The 20,321-nt window shown below is 64.7% G+C and carries 22 protein-coding genes; 14 read left to right on the forward strand and 8 right to left on the reverse strand.

Annotation, left to right across the window (positions count from 1 at the left end; all coding sequences use genetic code 11):
* The first annotated feature begins 76 nt into the window (after positions 1-76).
* From JHC57_RS07035 to JHC57_RS07055, 5 genes are read left to right on the forward strand one after another with little or no spacing between them, the layout of a single operon-like run.
* The gene (locus JHC57_RS07035) at positions 77-1,246 is read left to right on the forward strand and encodes an isovaleryl-CoA dehydrogenase (protein WP_294029296.1); all 1,170 of its coding nucleotides are present in this window, start codon (positions 77-79) and stop codon (positions 1,244-1,246) included.
* Positions 1,243-1,593 (forward strand): hypothetical protein, encoded by a 351-nt coding sequence (locus JHC57_RS07040; RefSeq protein ID WP_294029297.1) that lies wholly within the window; start codon positions 1,243-1,245, stop codon positions 1,591-1,593. Before JHC57_RS07035 ends, JHC57_RS07040 begins: the two co-directional genes overlap by 4 nt.
* Positions 1,590-2,015, forward strand: coding sequence for a VOC family protein (locus JHC57_RS07045; protein WP_294029298.1), 426 nt, complete (start codon positions 1,590-1,592; stop codon positions 2,013-2,015). The genes JHC57_RS07040 and JHC57_RS07045 overlap by 4 nt, the downstream gene beginning before the upstream one ends.
* Positions 2,012-2,404, forward strand: a complete 393-nt coding sequence (locus JHC57_RS07050) for a VOC family protein (RefSeq protein WP_294029299.1) — start codon at positions 2,012-2,014, stop codon at positions 2,402-2,404. The genes JHC57_RS07045 and JHC57_RS07050 overlap by 4 nt, the downstream gene beginning before the upstream one ends.
* Positions 2,401-2,688, forward strand: coding sequence for a hypothetical protein (locus tag JHC57_RS07055; protein ID WP_294029300.1), 288 nt, complete (start codon positions 2,401-2,403; stop codon positions 2,686-2,688). The genes JHC57_RS07050 and JHC57_RS07055 overlap by 4 nt, the downstream gene beginning before the upstream one ends.
* A gap of 21 nt (positions 2,689-2,709) precedes the next feature.
* On the opposite strand, the gene JHC57_RS07060 is transcribed toward JHC57_RS07055, so the two are convergent.
* Complete coding sequence (locus tag JHC57_RS07060; RefSeq protein WP_366928532.1) at positions 2,710-4,707, reverse strand: M13 family metallopeptidase; 1,998 nt, start codon at positions 4,705-4,707, stop codon at positions 2,710-2,712.
* A 230-nt stretch (positions 4,708-4,937) separates the two neighbouring features.
* Between JHC57_RS07060 and JHC57_RS07065 the strand changes: the two genes are divergently transcribed.
* From JHC57_RS07065 to JHC57_RS07090, 6 genes are read left to right on the forward strand one after another with little or no spacing between them, the layout of a single operon-like run.
* Positions 4,938-6,536 carry a carboxyl transferase domain-containing protein gene (locus tag JHC57_RS07065; RefSeq protein ID WP_294029302.1) on the forward strand — a complete coding sequence of 533 codons (1,599 nt, stop codon included), beginning with the start codon at positions 4,938-4,940 and terminating at the stop codon, positions 6,534-6,536.
* Between the two features lie 2 nt (positions 6,537-6,538).
* Positions 6,539-6,820 (forward strand): barstar family protein, encoded by a 282-nt coding sequence (locus JHC57_RS07070; RefSeq protein ID WP_294029303.1) that lies wholly within the window; start codon positions 6,539-6,541, stop codon positions 6,818-6,820.
* Positions 6,817-8,655 carry a biotin carboxylase N-terminal domain-containing protein gene (locus JHC57_RS07075; protein WP_294029304.1) on the forward strand — a complete coding sequence of 613 codons (1,839 nt, stop codon included), beginning with the start codon at positions 6,817-6,819 and terminating at the stop codon, positions 8,653-8,655. The genes JHC57_RS07070 and JHC57_RS07075 overlap by 4 nt, the downstream gene beginning before the upstream one ends.
* A complete protein-coding gene (locus JHC57_RS07080) occupies positions 8,652-9,110 on the forward strand; it encodes a GNAT family N-acetyltransferase (RefSeq protein WP_294029305.1) in 459 nt (152 codons plus the stop codon). The genes JHC57_RS07075 and JHC57_RS07080 overlap by 4 nt, the downstream gene beginning before the upstream one ends.
* A gap of 2 nt (positions 9,111-9,112) precedes the next feature.
* On the forward strand, positions 9,113-9,565 hold the full coding sequence (locus tag JHC57_RS07085; RefSeq protein WP_294029306.1) for a MaoC family dehydratase: 453 nt from the start codon (positions 9,113-9,115) through the stop codon (positions 9,563-9,565).
* Positions 9,565-10,416 (forward strand): CoA ester lyase, encoded by an 852-nt coding sequence (locus tag JHC57_RS07090; RefSeq protein WP_294029307.1) that lies wholly within the window; start codon positions 9,565-9,567, stop codon positions 10,414-10,416. The genes JHC57_RS07085 and JHC57_RS07090 overlap by 1 nt, the downstream gene beginning before the upstream one ends.
* Here the strand turns inward: JHC57_RS07090 and JHC57_RS07095 are convergent.
* From JHC57_RS07095 to hisI, 5 genes are all read right to left on the reverse strand, one after another.
* Positions 10,413-11,906, reverse strand: a complete 1,494-nt coding sequence (locus JHC57_RS07095; RefSeq protein ID WP_294029308.1) for a phospholipase D-like domain-containing protein — start codon at positions 11,904-11,906, stop codon at positions 10,413-10,415. The two genes, JHC57_RS07090 and JHC57_RS07095, sit on opposite strands and share 4 nt — an antisense overlap.
* Before the next feature lie 46 nt (positions 11,907-11,952).
* Positions 11,953-13,755, reverse strand: a complete 1,803-nt coding sequence (locus JHC57_RS07100; protein WP_294029309.1) for an acyl-CoA dehydrogenase C-terminal domain-containing protein — start codon at positions 13,753-13,755, stop codon at positions 11,953-11,955.
* A gap of 74 nt (positions 13,756-13,829) precedes the next feature.
* Positions 13,830-14,252 carry a MerR family DNA-binding transcriptional regulator gene (locus tag JHC57_RS07105; protein ID WP_294029310.1) on the reverse strand — a complete coding sequence of 141 codons (423 nt, stop codon included), beginning with the start codon at positions 14,250-14,252 and terminating at the stop codon, positions 13,830-13,832.
* Positions 14,253-14,318: 66 nt separating this feature from the next.
* Positions 14,319-14,834: a hypothetical protein gene (locus JHC57_RS07110; RefSeq protein ID WP_294029311.1), complete on the reverse strand. Its 516-nt coding sequence runs from the start codon at positions 14,832-14,834 to the stop codon at positions 14,319-14,321.
* 4 nt (positions 14,835-14,838) lie between these two features.
* Complete coding sequence (gene hisI, locus JHC57_RS07115; protein ID WP_294029312.1) at positions 14,839-15,219, reverse strand: phosphoribosyl-AMP cyclohydrolase; 381 nt, start codon at positions 15,217-15,219, stop codon at positions 14,839-14,841.
* 140 nt (positions 15,220-15,359) lie between these two features.
* Here hisI and purF point away from each other — a divergent pair, with 140 nt between their 5' ends.
* The 3 genes from purF (at position 15,360) to JHC57_RS07130 (ending at position 18,006) form a co-directional block, all read left to right on the forward strand.
* Positions 15,360-16,817, forward strand: coding sequence for an amidophosphoribosyltransferase (gene purF / locus JHC57_RS07120; protein ID WP_294029313.1), 1,458 nt, complete (start codon positions 15,360-15,362; stop codon positions 16,815-16,817).
* 4 nt (positions 16,818-16,821) lie between these two features.
* A complete protein-coding gene (locus tag JHC57_RS07125; protein WP_294029314.1) occupies positions 16,822-17,556 on the forward strand; it encodes an SDR family NAD(P)-dependent oxidoreductase in 735 nt (244 codons plus the stop codon).
* A 63-nt stretch (positions 17,557-17,619) separates the two neighbouring features.
* Complete coding sequence (locus JHC57_RS07130) at positions 17,620-18,006, forward strand: hypothetical protein (RefSeq protein WP_294029315.1); 387 nt, start codon at positions 17,620-17,622, stop codon at positions 18,004-18,006.
* 41 nt (positions 18,007-18,047) lie between these two features.
* Here JHC57_RS07130 and JHC57_RS07135 read toward each other — a convergent pair whose 3' ends face one another.
* Together JHC57_RS07135 and JHC57_RS07140 are read right to left on the reverse strand one after the other, a co-directional pair.
* Entirely contained in the window at positions 18,048-19,223 is a 1,176-nt protein-coding gene (locus JHC57_RS07135) for a serine hydrolase (protein ID WP_294029316.1), read from the reverse strand.
* A gap of 19 nt (positions 19,224-19,242) precedes the next feature.
* Positions 19,243-20,321: cyclopropane-fatty-acyl-phospholipid synthase family protein (locus JHC57_RS07140; protein ID WP_294029317.1), on the reverse strand; the 1,079-nt coding region annotated here is incomplete at its 5' end.

The following is a 20,321-nucleotide window of genomic DNA, read 5'->3' on the forward strand; positions in this document are numbered from 1 at the left end:
TTCGTTTCAATTTCCCTATGGCTGAAATTTGATGCAGTATCGCGGCCTGTCCTGCTCCCAGATCGATAGGTAATCCATGCGCGCCACCCCCGATTTCGATTTCGCTCTCGGCGAAACCGCCGACATGATCCGTGACACCACCGCCCGTTTCGCCGACGAACAAATTGCCCCGCTCGCCGCCAAGGCCGACGCGGAAGACTGGTTCCCGCGCGACGAACTGTGGACGCAGATGGGCGAACTCGGCCTGCACGGCATCACCGTCGAGGAAGAATTCGGCGGGCTCGGGCTCGGCTATCTCGAACATGTCATCGCGGTCGAGGAAGTCAGCCGTGCGAGCGCCGCGATCGGCCTCTCCTACGGCGCGCATTCGAACCTATGCGTCAACCAGATCCGCCGCTGGGGCAATGCCGGGCAGAAGGCGAAATACCTCCCCAAGCTGATCAGCGGCGAACATGTCGGCAGCCTCGCGATGTCCGAGGCCGGCGCCGGCAGCGATGTCGTGTCGATGAAGCTCAAGGCCGACAAGGTTCAGGGCGGCTATGTCCTCAACGGTACCAAATTCTGGATCACCAACGCGACCTGCGCCGACACGCTGGTCGTCTATGCGAAGACGAGCCCCGAGGCGGGATCGCGCGGCATCACCGCCTTCCTGATCGAAAAGGACATGCCGGGGTTCGCCATCGGGCAGAAGATCGACAAGGTCGGCATGCGCGGTTCGCCGACCGCCGAACTCGTCTTCACCGATTGCGAAGTGTCCGAAGAGCAAGTGATGGGTCCCGAAAATGGCGGCGTCGGCGTGCTGATGTCGGGGCTCGACTATGAACGCGTCGTGCTCGCGGGGCTCCAGCTCGGCATCATGCAGGCGTGCCTCGACACGGTCATTCCCTATGTCCGCGAGCGCAAGCAGTTCGGCAAGCCGATCGGATCGTTCCAGCTCATGCAGGCGAAGGTCGCCGACATGTATGTCATGCTCCAGTCGGCGCGCTCCTATGTCTACAACGTCGCGAAGGCTTGCGACGCGGGGCAGACGACGCGCTTCGACGCGGCGGGCGCGATCCTGCTCGCGAGCGAGAATGCCGTGAAGGTCGCGGGCGAGGCGATCCAGGCCCTCGGCGGCGCGGGCTATACCAAGGATTGGCCGGTCGAGCGCTACTGGCGCGACGCCAAGCTTCTCGACATCGGCGCGGGCACGAACGAGATCCGCCGGATGCTGATCGGCCGCGAACTGATCGGCGCCGGCGCGTGATCTGGCTCTGGCTGTCGGCCGCCTTCATGGTGACGACGGCCGGGGTTCATTCGGTGCTTGGTTACCGGCGGCTGATCGTGCCGTTGCTGCGCGGCGAAGCGGGTCCGCTCGCCGATCCGTTGACGCGACGGATCGTCCGCTTCGCATGGCACGCGACGTCGGTGCTGATGCTGATTTCGGCGGCGGCAATCGCATGGCCCGGCACGCCGGACGCATTGCTGATCGTCATCGGCGGCGGATGGCTGGCCACCGGGCTGTTCAATGCGGCCTATACGAAGGGCCGACACATCGCCTGGCCGGCACTCAGCGGCGCGGGCATCCTTGCCCTGATCGGCGCGTTGGCATGAGCATGCGCGGGCTCGTCCATCATATCGACCTGACGGTCGGCGATCTCGCCGCTTCGCGGGCCTTCTACGAGAACGTGCTGGGTTTCCTCGGCTATCGCCGCTCGGCCGATCATGACAATGGCAGCGACTGGGATCGTAATGGCGAGCCCTTCCATTCGATCGGCATTTTGAAGGCCCGCGGCGAAGGCGCCAAACGGTCGCACGACCGCTATTCCCCCGGTCTGCACCATCTGGCGTGGGCAAGCGACAGCCGGGAGGACGTCGATCGTCTGCACGCGCTATTGCTGGAAATCGGAGCGACGATCCTCGACGCGCCCGCCGATTACCCGCGTTATGGTCCGACCTATTACGCCGTCTTCTTTGCCGATCCCGACGGACTGAAGCTCGAATATGTCCATGGCGCGACGGCGAGCGAGCTATGAGCGAATTTCGCGTCACAGGCTTCGACCATATCGTGCTGTGCGTCCGCGACGTCGCCGTGACGCGCGCCTTCTACGAACGGGTTCTGGGCATGACCGCGCGCGAGGAGCGACCGGCCAAATACTCGCTCCATTTCGGCGCGAACAAGGTCAGCCTGCAGGATGCCGCGGCATCGCCGGGCATCGCGCGCGATACTGTGCCCGGCAGCGGCAATTTCTGCCTGCTGAGCGACACGCCGATCGCTGACTGGCGCCTACATCTGGCGGAGCAAGGCGTCGACGTGATCGACAGCGGATTGCGCGATGGTGCGACGGGGACGATCGACTCGCTCTATTTCCACGATCCCGACGGAAACCTCGTCGAGGTCAGCAATATGGTCGAGCGGCGATGAGCGATACGCTGCTCACCGCCCTGCAATATTATGGCGCGGGCGCGGCGACGCTCGCGGCGCTGCTCGTCTCGCTCGACCTCGGACGGCGATGGACCGGCTGGGCCTTCGTCATCTTCGTGACAAGCAGTATGGCCCTTGTCGCCTGGGGTTTCCTGCAACCCGACAGCGAAGGCATCGGCTGGCAGAATATCGCGCTGCTCGGCATCAACTGCGTGGGCGTCTATCGTTACCTGATCCGGAAGGAAAAGCCCGGTCAGCCGGGTGGCAAGGGCGGGACCGACTGAGTGCCCCGCCCTCCCCGATCATCAACCCCAGACGCGGACGCGCTTGTCGGGCGCAAGGTAGAGCTTGTCGCCTTCCTTGACGTCGAACGCCTTGTACCAGGCGTCGAGATTGCGCACCGTCAGCGCGCGGTACATGCCCGGCGCATGGCCGTCGGTCGCGATGCGCGCGCGAAGCGCCTCGGCGCGCATCTTGGTCGCCCACGTCTGCGCATAGGCGATGAAGAAGCGCTGATCGCCGGTGAAGCCGTCGATTACCGGCGCTTCCTTGCCGCCGAGCGACGCGCGATATGCATCATAGGCGGCCTGAAGCCCCGCGACGTCGGCGATATTCTCGCCCAGCGTCAGCTTGCCGTTAACCGCCAAGTCTGGGAACGGCTTGTAGGTGTCGAACTGCGCCGCAAGCGCGTCGCCGGCGGCGTTGAACTTCGCCAGATCCGCCGGGGTCCACCAGTTGCGCAGCGCGCCGGTGGAATCGAACGCCGCGCCGTTGTTGTCGAAGCTGTGGCTGATCTCATGCCCGATCACCGCGCCGATCGCGCCATAGTTGAACGCCGGGTCGGCCTTCGCGTTGAAGAAGGGCGGCTGAAGGATCGCGGCGGGGAAGTTCAGCGCGTTCTGGACCGGCAGGTTCACGGCGTTGACGGTCTGCGGAACCATCCACCATTCGCCCTTGTCCATCGGCTTGCCGATCTTGGCGAGCTGGTGCGCATATTCCGCCTTCTGCCCCGCAACCTCGTTCGCATAGGCATCGGCACCGACCGTGTAGCTGCCATAGTCGCGCCATGTGTCGGGGTAGCCAACGCCGACCGCGATCGTCTCGACCTTCCTGATCGCTTCCTTCTTGGTTTCGGGCGCCATCCAGTCGATCATGTTCACACGGGTGGCAAAGGCCGCCTTGATGTTCTTCACCATGTCACCGACTTCGGCCTTGGCGGAGGCGGGAAAATATTTGTCGGCATAGGCCTTGCCCACCGCGTCACCCAGATAGACGTCGAGCGCGTCGAGCGCGCGCTTTTCGCGGCCGCGCTGCTGCGGCGTGCCCGCCATCGTCGTGCCGTAAAAGCTGAAATGTGCGCTATCGATCGCGCTCGGCAGCACGTCGGCATGGCTGTTGATCTGGTGGAAAGCGAGCCAGTCCTTCCACGCGTCGAGCGGTTCGGACGCGACGAGCGCCGACAGGCCGGTAATCGCGTTCGCGTGATAGGCGCCGAACTTCGCCGCCCCGTCGAGCTTCGCGGCGCTCATGAACGCAGGCCAGTCAATGCCGGGGGCCTTTTTGGCGAAATCGCCCTTGGCCCAGACGTCGGCCGACTTGGTGAAGTCCTCGCTCTGTTCGCGCGTCGCGTGGGCCTTCGCGATCCTGACCTCGAGATCATAGATGCGCTTCGCCTTCGCGGCGGCATCGCTCTGCCCCGCGGCAGTCAGCAGTTTGACGATATAAGCCTGATAGGCGGTGCGGATGCTCGCCATCTTGGGATCGGCCGAGAGATAATATTCGCGCTCGGGCATGCCGAGCCCGCCCTGCAGCAGATAGGGTATGACCTCGCCCGGGGTCGCGAGCCCCTGCGTCACGAAGACGCCGAACAGATTTTCGGTCTGGAAATTGGTCGCATTGAGCGGGTCGACGTCGGCACGAAGCTGCTCGCCGAGCACCTTCGACAGCGCGGCCTTGTCGGTGATCGCGGCAAAGCGCGCGAGGTCGGCGGCAATGGGCTTCATCCCCGCGGCGTCGATCGCCTTCACATTGGTGAAGGCCTTGTAGAAAGCCGCGATGCGACCTTCGTTGGTGTCGGGCGCGGCATCGCCCCTTACGATCGTATCGACCAACTCGCGGTTGCGTTTTTCGGTTTCGAGCTGCGCGACATAAAAGGCGCCGATCGACGAGCGGTCGGCCGGGATTTCGGTGGCCTTGTCCCAATTGCCGTTGGCATAGGCGTAGAAGTCGTCGCCGGGCTTCGCGGCGGCATCCATCGCCGCCTTGCTGATCCCGATATCGGTGCCGACCGTATAGGCGGCCAAGCTGTCCTTCCCGCTACTGCAGGCGACGGGACCCGCAAGAACTGCGGCGGTGGACAGAAGAACAGCAAAGACAGCTTTTTTCATAAGAACGACCTTGTTTTGTCATGGAAAGGCAGACGGCGTACGCCTGTGAAAAAGCGGTTTCAATACCAACCATTTTCGGCCTGCTGCGCTTTTCAATCGACGAGCGGCGGGTTAGTTCCGAACAGATTTCCAGGAGAGACGATACTGTGAGCGCACCGGTTCTTGGCACGAACATCAATGCGGACAGCGACGAATATCGCACCCGCAGCGCGCATAACCGCGCGCTGACCGACGCGCTGCGGACGGCGGTCGCCGAAGCCGCGCTCGGCGGAAACGAGAAGTCGCGCGAGCGGCATACGAGCCGCGGCAAGCTGCTGCCGCGGGAACGCGTCGAACGATTGCTCGATCCGGGCTCGCCCTTCCTCGAAATCGGCCAGCTCGCCGCGAACGATCTCTACGAGGGCGAAGTGCCCGGCGCGGGGCTGATCTGCGGCATCGGACAGGTGTCGGGACGCCAGTGCATGATCGTGTGCAACGACGCGACGGTGAAAGGCGGCACCTATTATCCGATGACGGTGAAGAAACATCTTCGCGCGCAGGAGATCGCCGAGGCGAACCGCCTGCCGTGCATCTATCTCGTCGACAGCGGCGGCGCGAACCTGCCGCATCAGGATCAGGTCTTTCCCGACCGCGACCATTTCGGGCGCATCTTCTTCAATCAGGCGAATATGTCGGCGAAGCGCATCCCGCAAATCGCGTGCGTGATGGGAAGCTGCACCGCAGGCGGCGCCTATGTCCCCGCGATGAGCGACGAAACGGTGATCGTGCGCAATCAGGGAACGATCTTCCTCGCCGGCCCCCCGCTGGTGAAGGCGGCAACGGGCGAAGAAATCAGCGCCGAGGATCTCGGCGGCGGCGACCTGCACGCGAAGAAATCGGGCGTCGTCGACCACCTTGCAGAGAATGACGAACATGCGTTGACGATCGTCCGCGACATCGTCAGCCACCTTGGCGAGGACAAGGGTTTCGAGGTGCCGATCAAAGCCCCGCGCCCGCCCAAATATGCCGCCGAGGAAATCTACGGCGTCGTTCCCGACGACGTCCGCGCGCCATACGATGTGCACGAGGTGATTGCGCGCATCGTCGACGCCAGCGAATTTCACGAGTTCAAGGCGAATTACGGCAGCACGCTCGTCTGCGGCTTCGCGCATATCTGGGGCATCCCGGTCGCGATCCTCGCGAACAACGGCGTGCTGTTCAGCGAAAGCGCGGTCAAGGGCGCGCACTTCATCGAACTGGCACAGCAGCGGCGCATCCCCCTGCTCTTCCTCCAGAATATCAGCGGCTTCATGGTCGGGGGCAAATATGAGGCCGAGGGGATCGCCAAGCATGGCGCGAAGCTCGTCACGGCGGTTGCCACGGCCACCGTGCCGAAGATCACCGTGCTGATCGGTGGCAGCTTCGGGGCGGGCAATTACGGCATGTGCGGGCGCGCTTACTCGCCGCGCTTCCTGTTCAGCTGGCCGAACAGCCGGATCAGCGTGATGGGCGGCGAACAGGCAGCAAGCGTGCTCGCGACGGTCCACCGCGACGCCGACAAATGGACGCCCGACGAGGCCGAAGCCTTCAAGGCCCCGATCCGTCAGAAATATGAGGACGAAGGCAACCCCTATCACGCCACCGCGCGCCTGTGGGACGATGGCATCATCGACCCCGCCCAGACGCGCGACGTGCTCGGACTGGCCTTCGCCGCAACGCTGAACGCCCCGGTCGAGGATTGCGGCTTCGGCGTGTTCAGGATGTGACGATGGTGATGAGCGTAAATCTTGATGGCGACATCATCGACAGCGAGGCCCTGTTTCACACGGCGTTTCGCGAAGCGTCGGGCGTCGAATGGTATGGCGGAAACCTCGACGCGCTGTTCGACCTGATGGTCGGCGTCGTGGCCGGCCCCATCGACATCGCCTGGACCAATGCCGCCCGATCGCGCGCCGCGATCGGCGAGCGCTTCGACCGCCTTCTCACTGTCATCTTCGACGCCATTGCCTATCGCGGCGACGGCTCGATCAACTTGCGGCTGGAATCATGATCACCTCCCTCCTCATCGCCAATCGCGGCGAAATCGCCTGCCGCATCATCCGCACCGCGCGCGAGATGGGCATCCGCACCGTCGCGGTCTATTCGGACGCCGATGCGAAGGCACTGCATGTGCGCGAAGCCGACGAGGCGGTGCATATCGGACCGTCGCCGGCGCGCGAGAGCTATTTGATCGGCGAGAAGATTATCGCCGCCGCGAAAGCCACGGGCGCCGAGGCGATCCACCCCGGGTACGGCTTCCTGTCCGAAAATGCCGAGTTCGCGCAGGCGGTGGCCGATGCCGGGCTCGTGTGGGTCGGGCCGAAGCCATCGTCGATCACCGCGATGGGGCTGAAGGACGCCGCCAAGAAGCTGATGGCCGATGCCGGGGTGCCGGTGACGCCGGGCTATATGGGTGAAAATCAGAACCCCGCCTACCTCGCCGAACAGGCCGCGCTGATCGGCTACCCCGTGCTGATCAAGGCGGTCGCGGGCGGCGGCGGCAAGGGGATGCGGAAGGTCGACGCCGCAGCGGACTTCGCCGACGCGCTCGCCTCGTGCCAGCGTGAGGCGGCGGCGTCGTTCGGCAATGACCATGTGCTGATCGAGAAATATATCCTGACCCCGCGCCATATCGAGGTGCAGGTGTTCGGCGACACCCACGGCAATGTCGTCCACCTGTTCGAGCGCGACTGCTCGCTGCAGCGCCGCCACCAGAAGGTGATCGAGGAAGCCCCCGCCCCCGGTATGGACGAAGCGACGCGCGCCGAGCTTTGCGCGGCCGCCGTTCGCGCCGCGAAAGCCGTCGACTATGTCGGCGCGGGCACGATCGAGTTTATCGCCGACGCTTCGGAGGGCCTCCGCGCCGATCGCATCTGGTTCATGGAAATGAACACGCGCCTGCAGGTCGAGCATCCGGTGACCGAGGAGATCACCGGCGTCGACCTCGTCGAATGGCAATTGCGTGTCGCAAGCAGCGAGCCGATCCCGCTGGCGCAAGGCGAACTCGCGATCAACGGCTGGGCGATGGAGGCGCGGCTTTACGCCGAGGATCCGGCAAAAGGTTTCCTGCCTTCGATCGGCACGCTCGAACTCTTCCAGCTTCCCGAACATATCGGCCGCGTCGACACCGGCGTTTACGAAGGTGCCGAAGTGTCGCCCTTCTACGACCCGATGATCGCCAAGGTCATCGCGTGGGGCGAGGATCGCGAGGAGGCGCGCGAATTGCTGTCCGAGATGCTGGAAGACAGCGCGATCTGGCCAGTGAAGACCAATTCCGCGTTCCTGTTGGGCGCGCTCGACCATCCCGATTTCGTCGCGGGCACCGTCGATACCGGCCTGATCGGCCGCGACGGCGATGCGATGACCGAAGAGCCGGTGCCGACCGCGCAGGCGCTGACCAATGCGGCAATGGCGATGGTACCGCGCTCGCTGCAATCGGGGTTCCGCCTCAACGCCCCCGATGTGCGCAGCGCCCCCTTCCTGCTCGACGGCAAGCGTGTCGAGGTCGAACTGCACGGCCCCGGCGCCGAGGAGCCGGCGCCGGCAATGCTCGTCGCCGAAGGCGGCTCGGTGTGGCAGCTCACACCATGGCGCGCCGAGGGCAGTGCGGGCGGCGCGGCCGGCGACGGCGCGATCCTGTCGCCGATGCCCGGCAAGGTCATCGCGGTCGAAGTGGCGGCGGGCGACCGGGTAACCAAGGGGCAGAAACTGCTCACGCTCGAAGCTATGAAGATGGAGCACAGCCTGACCGCGCCGTTCGACGGCGTGGTGGCGGAGCTCAATGCGGCGGCGGGCGCGCAGGTTCAGGTCGAGGCGCTGCTGGCGAAGATCGAGGCGGCGGAGTGAGCGAACTCGTCCTTCGCGACGCGACGGCGGCAGATCTTCCCGCGATCCTTGCAATGCTGGCCGAAGAGACGATTCCGCCGGGGCGCGAGGCGGATCCGTCCGACCCGCGATATGTCGCGGCGTTCGAAGCGATCGATAGCGACCCCAACCAGCGCCTGATCGCCGCCGAGATCGACGGACGCGTGGTCGGGACGATGCAGTTGAGTTTCCTGCCCGGATTGTCGTTCATCGGCAGCTGGCGCGGGCTGATCGAGGCGGTTCGCATCGTTGCCGACCTGCGCGGACAAAGGCTGGGCGAACGAATGATACTCTGGGCGGTCGATCAATGTCGTGCGCGCGATTGCAAGCTCGTCCAGCTCACATCATCGGCGGCGCGCACGGACGCGCATCGCTTTTACGCGCGGCTCGGCTTCGTGCAGAGCCACGTGGGCATGAAACTTCATCTGAGGGACTGAAAATGGCAGGACGTTTTTTCGACGAATGGACGATCGGCGATACGCTGACGCACGAGATCCGGCGGACGGTGACCGAGACCGACAATCTGCTCTTCACGACGATGACGCACAACCCGCAGCCGCTGCACCTCGACATCGAGGCGGCGAAGGCGTCGGAGTTCGGCCAAATCCTCGTCAACGGCACTTTCACCTTCAGCCTGATGGTCGGGCTGTCGGTCGGCGACACCACGCTCGGAACGCTGGTGGCGAATCTCGGCTACGACAAGCTGGTGATGCCCAAGCCCGTGTTCATCGGCGACACGCTTCGTGCCGAATCCGAGGTCGTTGGTCTCAAGGAATCGAAATCGCGGCCCAATGCGGGTATCGTGACCTTCCTGCACCGCGCGATCAACCAGCGCGACGAAATCGTCTGCCAGTGCGAACGATCCGCCCTGCTCAAGAAGAAAGCTGCCTGATGCGCCTCCGTTCCCTCCTCTTCGTCCCGGGCGACCGGCCCGAGCGCTTCGCCAAGGCGGCGGCATCGGGCGCCGACGCAATCATCCTCGACCTCGAGGATTCGGTATCGCCCGCGAACAAGGAGGCGGCACGCCAGTCGATCGCCGACTATCTGTCGGGTGAACGCGAGGTCGTGACGCTCGTGCGCGTCAACCCGCTCGACGGGCATCTGACCGCCGCCGACGTCGCCGCGATCGCCGCGGCGCGGCCCGACGCGATCATGCTGCCTAAGGCCGAGGGCGCGCCGAGCATCGCGCAGCTCGACACGATCCTGCGCAGCGAGTCCGCGCGCGATGCTTCGCTGCCGCCGATCCTGCCGATCGCGACCGAAACCCCCGCGGCGATTTTCACCCTCGGCAGCTACCGCGAGACGAAGGATCGCCTGCTCGGCCTGACCTGGGGCGCCGAAGACCTGCCTGCCGCGATCGGCGCGACGACGAGCCGCGAGGCCGACGGCAGATACACCTCGCCCTATGAAGTCGCGCGCGCGATGACGCTGTTCGCCGCCCATGCCGCGGGAACCGCGGCGATCGATACGGTCTTTCCGGCGATCAAGGACGAAACCGGCCTCGCCGCCTATGCCGCACGCGCGCGGCGCGACGGATTTACCGGCATGATGGCGATCCACCCGTCGCAGGTCGCGCCGATCAACGCCGCTTTCACCCCGTCGGCCGACGAGGCGGCGCGAGCGCAGGCGATTGTCGACGCCTTCGCCGCCAATCCCGGCGCCGGCGTGCTGCAGATCGACGGCAAGATGGTCGACGCCCCGCACCTCAAGCAGGCACGGCATATCCTTTCGCTGGCTGACTAGGACTTTCGCCCGAACGGTCGATGCCGCTTCATCCAGTCGCGACCGCGATGCCAGCTCTTCTTCAGCCCGCGTTCGGTCAGACTTTCGAACATCGCATCGGGGCTGGTCGGATCGAGCAGCTCATTTTCGGCGATGAACTCGTCGAACGGCCCCGGGGCGGTCAGGTCGAGCCATTCAAGCGATCTGCCCTTGCCGCGCAACGCCTCGATCGTCCCGATCAGCGAGCCGGTCCGCTTGAAGGCGGCCGCGACCTCTTCTTCCCCCACGTCGAGATGCTCGGCGAGCAATGACTCGCGCAGCCGTGCAATCGCCGGTTCGATTCCCTCATTGGCCGGCAACGCGGCGTCGATCGTCACATCGCATTCGCTGTCGAGCCCCATCGAACGATTGTTCATGTTGGCCGATCCGACCCGGATCATGCGGTCGTCGACGATCGCGGTCTTGGCGTGGACATAGATCGGTTCGCCGCCTTTCGTGCGCGGATAATAGACCCTCAGCCGGTCGCCATGCTTCGCCTTCGCGATCTGGCGCACCAGTTGCACGCGCGCGGCGTCCATCGCCATCTGTTCGAGCCAGCCGTCGGCGGTCTCGGGCATCACCATCACGAATTCGGGCGGATCGTCCTCGTTCAGCCGCTCGGCGATCGCGGCGGCGATCTTTCCGCAGGTGAAATATTGGTTCTCGAAGTAGATGAAGCGGTCGGCCGCCGCGATCATGTCGAGATAGAGCTGCTCGATCTCGCGAATTTCCTCATAGCCGTCATATTTGGCGCGGGTGCGCGAGATCGCGACATCGACCCCCTCGAAATCGGGATCGAGATCGTCCGGCCAGCTTTCGCCGGTGCCGTTCACCTCGCGCAGTGGCTTCTTCGTCGCGCGCTGCCAGCGTTCGTTGCCGAGGTCGGCGAGCGCGTTGCCGACCGGGCCGGCGAGGATCATCGTGCTGTCGTGCCACGGCATATAGGCTTTGCCGTCGGGCGCGGTGCGGTGCGGATCGCCGTCCTTGTGATCGCGCGTGTCCCAGCGGCGCGACCCGACGTCGATGCCCCCGCAGACCGCGAGATGATCGTCGAACACCGCGACCTTCTGATGATGGCTGCATCCGACGGGGTGCGCGCTGTCGAGGCGAAAACTGATCGAGCGCGTCAGTTTCCAGCGCGCGACCATCGACAGGATGCGCGGCATCGCGAACTGTTTCAGCCCGCCGAAATTCCAGCGCAAGATGTCAATGTCGCGATCGGGTTTCTCATGCGCGAGCCGCAGCAGATAATCGCCGAGCGGCTCGCCCTTGCCCCGCTTGTCGGGGATCAGCGCGATGCGCGGATCGAAATCCCAGCCGATCAGCAGGATGCGCTCCCTCGCGCCCGCCATCAGTTCTTTCAGCAGTTTGTAGTAATCCGCCGCATCGACGATCATCCGGGCCTTGTCGGCGCGCTCGATCCGCCAGCAATTGCGGCCTTTGACGACTATCGGTGCAAGCTCGTTCCCCATCGCCGCCACCACGCATGATGGCGACGATAGTTGCAAGAGCGAAAAATCAGGCCGCGGCGAACTGTTCGGGCGTCAGCGCCATCATCGCCTCGCTGCCCGCCTCGATCTTGCGGCGGAGCGAGCCCGCGTCGGGCAGGAAGCGCTCGCCGAAGTAGCGCGCGGTGACGAGCTTGGCTTCGAGGAAATCCTTGTTGCCGCGGCCTTCGGCGAGCGCCTTCTGCGCCGCCTCGGCCATCATCAGCCACATCGAGCCCAAGGCGACGAGCCCCAATATGTGCATGTAATGATGCGCGCCGGCGCCGACATTGTTCGGGTTGGCCATGCCATTCGCCATGAACCACATCGTCGCGGCCTTGAGCTCGCCATTCGCCTTTTCGAGGCGCGTTGCGAAATCGGCGAGCGCCTCATTGCCCTTGGCGCGGGCGCATTCCTCGTCGACGATCGCGAAAAAGGCCTGGATCGCGCGACCGCCGTTCTGCGCGAGCTTGCGCCCGACAAGGTCCATCGCCTGCACGCCGTTCGCGCCCTCATAGATCATCGTGATGCGCGCATCGCGGACATATTGCGACATGCCCTGCTCTTCGATGTAGCCGTGGCCGCCGAACACCTGCTGCGCATTGGTCGCGACCTCATAACCCTTGTCGGTGCCGAAACCCTTGATGACCGGGGTCAGCAGGCTGACGAGATCGTCGGCGCGCTGGCGCTCCTCCTCGCTCTCGGCGACGTGCGCGAGATCGACCTGCAGCGCACCCCATGTGCAGAGCGCACGCAGCCCCTCGACGGTCGCCTTGCCGTCCATCAGCATGCGGCGGACGTCGGGGTGCACGAACAGCGGATCGGCCTTTTCCTGCGGGTCCTGCGGTCCCGTGAGCGCGCGGCCCTGCCGGCGATCGTGCGCGTACCGGACGGCGTTCTGATAGGCGACATCGGCCTGCCCGAGCCCCTGGATGCCGACGCCGAGGCGGGCGGCGTTCATCATCACGAACATCGCGGCGAGCCCCTTGTTCTCCTCGCCGACCATCCAGCCTTTCGCGCCGTCATAGTTCATGACGCAGGTCGAGTTGGCGTGGATGCCCATCTTGTGCTCGATCGACCCGCACGAGAGCGTGTTGCGCTCACCCAGCGAACCGTCTCCATTGACGATGAACTTCGGCACGATGAACAGTGAGATGCCCTTGACGCTGTCGGGCGCATCCGGCGTCTTCGCGAGCACGAGATGGATGATATTGTCGGTAAGATCATGTTCGCCCGACGAAATGAAGATCTTGGTACCCGTGACCGCATAGCTGCCATCGCCGTTCGGCACCGCGCGCGTGCGGATCATGCCGAGGTCCGTGCCGGCGTGCGGCTCGGTCAGGTTCATCGTGCCGCTCCATTCCCCAGCGATCATCTTGGGGACATAGGTCGCCTTCTGCTCATCCGATCCCTTGACGAGGATCGCGGCGGTCGCGCCCTGGGTCAGCCCCGGATACATGGCAAACGCCTGATTGGCGGCGTTGCGATATTCCTCGACCGGGAAGCCGATGACATGCGGCAGTCCCTGCCCGCCGAATTCCTCGGGCGCGGTCAGCAGACCCCAGCCCGCGTCCGAATAGGCTTTATACGCTTCCCTGAAGCCCTTCGGCGTCGTCACCGAGCCGTCGTCGTGGCGCGTGCAGCCTTCGAGGTCGCCCGACTGATTGATAGGGAACAGCACTTCCTCACAGAATTTGCCCGCTTCGGTCAGCACCGCCTCGATCATGTCGGGGGTCGCGTTGGCAAAGCCCGGCAAGTTCGAATAGCGCTCGATCCCGAGCACGTCGTTGAGGAGAAACAGCGTGTCCTGCACGGGAGCGCGATAGACGGGCATGGGAAATCCTTCTGAAAAGCAGTTTCGATGTCAAACTTGCCCGGGGAGAGGCAGAGGGTCAGGAGCCGGGCGGCCTATTGGCCGGCATCGACTTTCTTCACCATATCGATGAAGCGTGACAGCTCATCTACAGCGCTGTCAATATCGTCGCGCTGGCGGCGCAGCAGCGCGATGCGCTCCTCGCATTTTTCGATCGTCACCTGGCGCTGAAGCTTGCGGCCGTCACCGACGTCGTAAAGGTCGATCATCTCGCGAATGTCGGCGAGGCTGAACCCCGTGCGTTTGGCACGCAGGATCCATGCGAGCCGCGCCCGGTCGCGTTTGGAATAGATGCGCGACAGGCCCTTGCGCGACGGGCTGATCAGCCCCTCGTCCTCATAGAAGCGCAGCGCGCGCGCCGTGACGCCGAACTCGGTCGACAAGTCGGTGATGCTGAACTGTTCGCGCCCCAGATGATCGGGCGTGTCGATATGGGCGTGGCCGTAGGGTTCGGTCATGCAATTGAAACTAGTTTCCGTTGACGTGAACGTCAAGAGCGCCGAAGCGCGCCGTATCGGGGGAGGTCAGCCCGCGCAGGGACGCCGCATAATGCCGTCTCGGCCGGCAATCCGCAAGTCCTGCGCATCGGCTTCGGACCAGCTCGCACGCGGCAGCCGCAAGCCCGAGAGCGACGCCCTGTTCGGGCACAATCGCGTGCACTGCGGCGGCAGGCGCCCCGGCAGTCGCAGCTCGTCTTCCTGCTCGTGAACGAAGGCATCGCAGCCGTCGGCACCGGCGAACTGCATCCGCCATCCGTTCCGCTCGCGCGTCATCGTTCCGCGTGCGGTGCAGGACAGACTCGTCCCGAACGCCGCAGTGACGGCAAAGCGCCATTTTCCGGCGCCGTCGGAAACGACGCACATGGCATCGCGGCCGAGATCGTGGGTCCGCTCGAACACGCCGACTGGACTTGCCGCTTCGGGGCGAACGACTCCGCGCTGGCGCGCCGCGACCTCGAGCGGATTGTCGGCGTCGATTCCCTTTGCAGGCGGTGCGGGCCGGTCGCACCCGCCGAGCAGCAGCGCAAGCAGCGCCGGCACAAAGCTAGCCCTGCGCATCGTCCGCCAGAAAGGTCAGGCTGCCGTCGGCCTCGACGCGGCGATAGAAGCAGGAACGACGACCCGTGTGGCATGCCGGCCCCGCGGGCCTGACACGCAGCAACAGCGCGTCCTGATCGCAATCGACGCGCATCTCGACCAGCGCCAACCCGTTGCCCGACGTCTCGCCCTTACGCCAAAGGGAGGCCCGCGACCGCGACCAGAAATACGCCTGTCCGGTCTCGCGCGTCCTTGCAATCGCCTCCGCGTTCATATGCGCGACCATCAGCAGCACCTGCGTGTCGGCGTCGGTGACGATCGCGGTCACCAGCCCGGCGGCGTCGAAACGCGGGTCAAATCGGTCGGTAGTGTCGCGCTGATCTTCCATGAATGGCGCTTTAGAGCAGGATATGAGCCACTGTCACCCGTCCTTCTTGTCGCATGTGACAATTGCGTGATTAGGGGGGCGACATTTGCGATTGCCCTCCCTATATGCGCCGCAGTCACTGCCCCTGCCCCTGGAACGACATGCTGACGACCCATCCTTTCGACGACGACAAGCTCCGCGAGGAGTGCGGCGTATTTGGTATTCATGGCGCCGATAGCGCCGCCGCGGTTGTCGCGCTGGGCCTCCATGCCCTGCAGCACCGCGGACAGGAAGCCGCGGGCATCACTGCCTTTGACGGCAAGGACTTCCACACCCACCGCGCGATGGGCCACGTTGCGGGCAATTTCGACCGCGACGAGATCATCCGCCAGCTCGACGGCGCCTCGGCGATCGGCCATGTCCGCTATTCGACGACGGGCGAGACCGCGCTGCGCAACGTCCAGCCGCTGTTCGCCGACCTTGCGACCGGCGGCTTCGCCGTCGCGCACAATGGCAACATCTCGAACGCCGCCGCGCTCCGCAAGGTGCTCGTCCGCCGCGGTTCGATCTTCCAGTCGACCAGCGATACCGAGGTGATCATCCACCTCGTAGCGACGTCGAACTATCGCTCGCTGCTCGACCGCTTCATCGACGCGCTGAAGCAGGTCGAAGGCGCCTATTCGCTGATCTGCCTCACCGCCGAAGGCATGATCGGCTGCCGCGACCCGCTCGGCATTCGCCCGCTCGTCATCGGCAAGCTCGGCGATGCGCATATTCTGGCGTCGGAAACGGTCGCGCTCGACGTCGTCGGCGCGGAATTCGTCCGTTCGGTCGAGCCCGGCGAGCTGGTCATCGTCCGCGACGGCCAACTTACCTCGCATCGCCCCTTCGCGGAGCAGTCCGCGCGGCCGTGCATCTTCGAATATGTCTATTTCTCGCGCCCCGACTCGATCGTCGACGGCACGAGCGTCTATTCGGTGCGCAAGGCGATCGGCGCCGAGCTGGCGCGCGAAAATCCGGTCGACGCCGACCTCGTCATCCCCGTCCCCGATTCGGGCACGCCGGCGGCGATCGGTTATGCGCAGGAATCGGGCATTCCCTTCGAGCTCGGCATCATCCGCTCGCACTATGTCGGGCGCACCTTCATCCAGCCGGGCGACAAGGTCCGCCATCTGGGCGTGAAATTGAAGCATAATGCGAACCGCGCGCTGATCGCGGGCAAGCGCATCGTGCTGATCGACGATTCGATCGTGCGCGGCACGACGAGCCTGAAGATCGTGCAGATGATGCGCGATGCCGGCGCCGCCGAAGTCCATATGCGTATCGCGAGCCCGCCGACCCAGCATAGCTGCTTCTATGGCGTCGACACGCCCGAACGGGCGAAGCTGCTCGCGGCGCAGATGACGGTCGGCCAGATGGCGAATTTCATCAATGCCGACAGCCTCGCCTTCCTGACGATCGACGGCCTTTATCGCGCGCTCGGCGAAGCCGACCGCAAGCATGATGCCCCGCAATATTGCGACGCCTGCTTCACCGGCGACTATCCGACCACGCTCACCGATTTCGACGAGCATGGGCTGGAAGATCAGTTTTCGCTGCTTGCCGAACGGGTTGTTTGACATAATGACCACAAAATCTGAAGAATTGGCGGGCCAGGTGGCGCTCGTCACCGGGGCGAGCCGCGGCATCGGTGAGGCGATCGCCGAAGCACTGGCCGCACGCGGCGCGCATGTCGTGATTACCGCGCGCACTGCGGGCGGGCTCGAAGAGCTCGAGGATCGTATCCACGCCGCGGGCGGCAGCGCGACGATCGCACCGCTCGACCTGACCGACGGCGACAGCATCGCCCGCCTTGCGAGCGCGATGGCCGAACGCTGGCAACAGCTCGACATGCTCGTCCTGAACGCGGCGATGCTCGGCACATTGACCCCTGTCGCCGCCATCGACGGCAAGGAATTCAACAAGCTGCTGACGCTCAACCTGATTACACAGCAGGCGCTGATCGCCAATTTCGATCCGCTGCTTCGCCGCGCCGCGAACGGCCGGCTGATCGCGCTGTCGAGCGGTGTTGCACGCGAACCGCGCGCCTATTGGGGCGCCTATGCCGCATCGAAAGCGGCCTTCGAAACGCTGGTGACGAGCTATGGCGCCGAGATGCGCAATATCTCGACCGTGCGCACGGCGATCCTCGATCCCGGCGGCACGCGCACGCAGATGCGGGCACGCGCCTATCCCGGGGAAGACCCGCAAAGCATCAAGGACCCCGTGGCGGTCGGCGAATATGTCGCCGGGCTGATGGTCGAAGGCTTCGACAGCACAGCCTTCCACGCGCTGCCCAAGGTCATGGAAAAAGCTTAACGCCATCTTCGTTTTCCTGCGCTAAGATGCTCTCATAAGAGGGTTTGCGAGGGCGCGGGAATAATGACCAAGACACTTTTGCGATCGGCGATCGCCGCGATGATCGGCATCGTCGTCGCTTTCGGGCTGATCTGGCTGGCGCAATATGCCGGCGCCGAGATTTCCCCCGACGTCTACGATCCGGATAGCGGTGAAATCCTGATCCCGGTCGGTTCGACGATCGCACTGATCATCGGCTGGTTCATCGGCACCTTTGCCGGCGGCTGGCTCGCGATGCGCGTATCGGCGGGGACCGGCGCCGGCTGGATCGTCGCGGGTTCGGTTATCGGTGCCGCGCTCTATCGCGCGGTGACGCTCGCCGATACCTGGTGGATCATGGCGCTGGGCGTCGCCGTCCCCCTCGCCGCGGTCTGGCTGGCCCAGCGCGCGACGAGCGTTGTTACCGACTAATCCGATTCTGTCATGCCGGCGCAGGCCGGGGTGACCCAGGTTCAGTTGGCGGTTTCCTTGTCCAGCGCCGCCTGTACGCGCTTGTAGAAGGCTTCGCGCGCCGCGCCGACGCCCTCGGGGTCGGTCGCCGTCGGCCAGTTGCCGTTCGACGCGATCACCAGCTTGCGCTTCGGATCGATGAAGATGCCCTGTCCGAAGATGCCTTGCGCGGCGAAGCTGCCATCGTCGTTGGTCCACCATTGATAGCCATAGCCGCGGCCCGGGAGGTCGATGCTCGCCTGCTTCGTCGTCGCTGATGGCAGCCAATCATCAGGGAGCACCTTCTTGCCACCCGCAACGCCGCCGTTCAGGATGAACTGGCCGAAACGCGCATAATCCCTGAGACTCGCCGACATGCAGCAGCCGCTGATCTCGTGCCCCGTCGGCCCGAGCATCCACGCCGCGTCCTGCTCCATGCCGAACGGCTTCCAGACCTTCTCCGACAGATAGGCCGACAGCGTCTTGCCCGTCGCGCTCGACACCAGCACGCCGATCAGATTGGTCTCGCCGGTCTTGTATACCCACCTCGACCCCGCAGGCGCTTCGCGCGGCAAGGTCTTCATATAGCTGACGGTTATGTCCTCGCCCGCAACAGGTTTTTGCAGGTTGAACTGCGCGACGTCGGACTTGGGATCGGTATAATCCTCGTTCCATTTGACGCCCGAGGTCATCGTCAGCAACTGACGCACGCTGACATCGTCATAGGCCGAGCCCTTCAACCCCGGGATATAGGCGGTGACCTTGTCGTCGAGGCTCTTGATATAACCGTCCTTCACTGCCGCACCGACGAGGGTCGAGGTGAAGCTCTTGGCGACCGAGAAGCTTGTCCAGCGGCCTGCGGCATCATAGCCGAGCGCATATTTCTCGAACCGCACCTTGCCGTCCTGCACGATGATCAGCCCGGCGTTCCGCTGTTTCGCCATATAAGCGTGGACATCGGCACCAAGGTCGATCGGCTCGCCCTGCGGCAACGGATAGACGGGCCCGCCTGCCTCGACCTTGTTCACCACGACCTTGGGAACCGTTTCCATCGTGCGGAATGCGGCGTCGCGTTGATCCTGGGTCCAGAAGAGCACATTCAGATCCTTTGGAAGTTGGTCGGTCGTCTCGGAGGTCGCGGGCGCGCTGCACCCCGCCGCCACGGTGCACAGCAGCACCGCCGCCAAAAATCTTCGCATCTGATGTCCTCCCCTGTTTTCAGGCCGTCTTTTCGAGCGTGACTTGCGCGACGTCGATACCGCCGCCGCGGAAACCGCCTTCGCAATATTGCAGATAATAGCGCCAAAGCCGGACGAAGCGTTCGTCGAACCCCGGTGGAAGCTGGTCGGCCGCGGCCGCCGCATCGAAGCGTTCGCGCCACTGGCGCAGCGTCTCGGCATAATCCCCGCCGAACCGCCGCACGTCGCGCCAGGCAAGGCCGCGCGCCTCGGCCAGCGCGCGAAAGCGGCTTTCCGAAATCAGGCAGCCACCCGGGAAGATATAGGCCTGGATGAAGTCGCTGCTCGCCGCATAACGCTCGAACAGCGCGTCATTGATCAGGATATACTGGATCGCCGCCCTGCCTCCGGGACGCAGCAGCCGGGCAATCGCATCCATATAGGCGGGCCAATAGGCTTCGCCCACCGCTTCGACCATCTCGACGCTCGCGATCGCGTCATAAGGGCCCCTCGCGTCGCGATAGTCGCAAAGTTCGATCCGCGACCGTCCCGACAGGTCGATCGCGCCCAGTCGGGCATCGGCGACCTCGGCCTGTGCGGGCGACAGGGTGATGCCGGTGTAGAGCACATCGTGCCGCTCGACCGCGCGCTCGGCGAGCGCTCCCCAGCCGCACCCGATCTCGAGCAGCCGGCTGCCCGAACGCAGGTCGAGCCGGTCGAGGATCGCATCGACCTTCGCCGCCTGCGCCTCCTCGAGCGACTGCCCCGGATCGGTGAAGAGTGCACTCGAATAGTTCATGGCAGAATCGAGCCACAAACGATAGAAATCATTTCCTAAATCATAGTGGGCATGGATGTTCCGCTTGGCCCCGCGGCGATCGTTGCGGTGAAGGGCGTGGATCACCTTGTTCAGCCAACGCCACGGGCCATGCGCCCTCCCGACATTGCCGAGCGATTCGCCATTGCGCATGAACAGGTCGAAAAGCGGTACCGGATCCGGCGAGGACCATTCCCGCGCTTCCCACGCACGGTACCAGCCGACCGAGCCCGACAAGGCGAGCCGCGCCAGCGCCGCCCAATTGTGAAGATGGACCACCGCGACCGGCCCCTTGCCCCGCC

Source organism: Sphingopyxis sp., assembly GCF_016463645.1.
In the GTDB taxonomy this organism is placed as follows: domain Bacteria; phylum Pseudomonadota; class Alphaproteobacteria; order Sphingomonadales; family Sphingomonadaceae; genus Sphingopyxis.

What these genes read in the sequence shown, in the direction of transcription:
- JHC57_RS07035 (WP_294029296.1), top strand. Translation starts at nt 77, where the DNA reads ATGCGCGCCACCCCCGATTTCGATTTCGCTCTCGGCGAAACCGCCGAC.
- JHC57_RS07045 (WP_294029298.1), top strand. Translation starts at nt 1,590, where the DNA reads ATGAGCATGCGCGGGCTCGTCCATCATATCGACCTGACGGTCGGCGAT.
- JHC57_RS07050 (WP_294029299.1), top strand. Translation starts at nt 2,012, where the DNA reads ATGAGCGAATTTCGCGTCACAGGCTTCGACCATATCGTGCTGTGCGTC.
- JHC57_RS07055 (WP_294029300.1), top strand. Translation starts at nt 2,401, where the DNA reads ATGAGCGATACGCTGCTCACCGCCCTGCAATATTATGGCGCGGGCGCG.
- JHC57_RS07070 (WP_294029303.1), top strand. Translation starts at nt 6,539, where the DNA reads ATGGTGATGAGCGTAAATCTTGATGGCGACATCATCGACAGCGAGGCC.
- JHC57_RS07075 (WP_294029304.1), top strand. Translation starts at nt 6,817, where the DNA reads ATGATCACCTCCCTCCTCATCGCCAATCGCGGCGAAATCGCCTGCCGC.
- JHC57_RS07085 (WP_294029306.1), top strand. Translation starts at nt 9,113, where the DNA reads ATGGCAGGACGTTTTTTCGACGAATGGACGATCGGCGATACGCTGACG.
- JHC57_RS07090 (WP_294029307.1), top strand. Translation starts at nt 9,565, where the DNA reads ATGCGCCTCCGTTCCCTCCTCTTCGTCCCGGGCGACCGGCCCGAGCGC.
- JHC57_RS07095 (WP_294029308.1), bottom strand. Translation starts at nt 11,906, where the DNA reads ATGGGGAACGAGCTTGCACCGATAGTCGTCAAAGGCCGCAATTGCTGG.
- JHC57_RS07100 (WP_294029309.1), bottom strand. Translation starts at nt 13,755, where the DNA reads ATGCCCGTCTATCGCGCTCCCGTGCAGGACACGCTGTTTCTCCTCAAC.
- JHC57_RS07105 (WP_294029310.1), bottom strand. Translation starts at nt 14,252, where the DNA reads ATGACCGAACCCTACGGCCACGCCCATATCGACACGCCCGATCATCTG.
- hisI (WP_294029312.1), bottom strand. Translation starts at nt 15,219, where the DNA reads ATGGAAGATCAGCGCGACACTACCGACCGATTTGACCCGCGTTTCGAC.
- purF (WP_294029313.1), top strand. Translation starts at nt 15,360, where the DNA reads ATGCTGACGACCCATCCTTTCGACGACGACAAGCTCCGCGAGGAGTGC.
- JHC57_RS07125 (WP_294029314.1), top strand. Translation starts at nt 16,822, where the DNA reads ATGACCACAAAATCTGAAGAATTGGCGGGCCAGGTGGCGCTCGTCACC.
- JHC57_RS07130 (WP_294029315.1), top strand. Translation starts at nt 17,620, where the DNA reads ATGACCAAGACACTTTTGCGATCGGCGATCGCCGCGATGATCGGCATC.
- JHC57_RS07135 (WP_294029316.1), bottom strand. Translation starts at nt 19,223, where the DNA reads ATGCGAAGATTTTTGGCGGCGGTGCTGCTGTGCACCGTGGCGGCGGGG.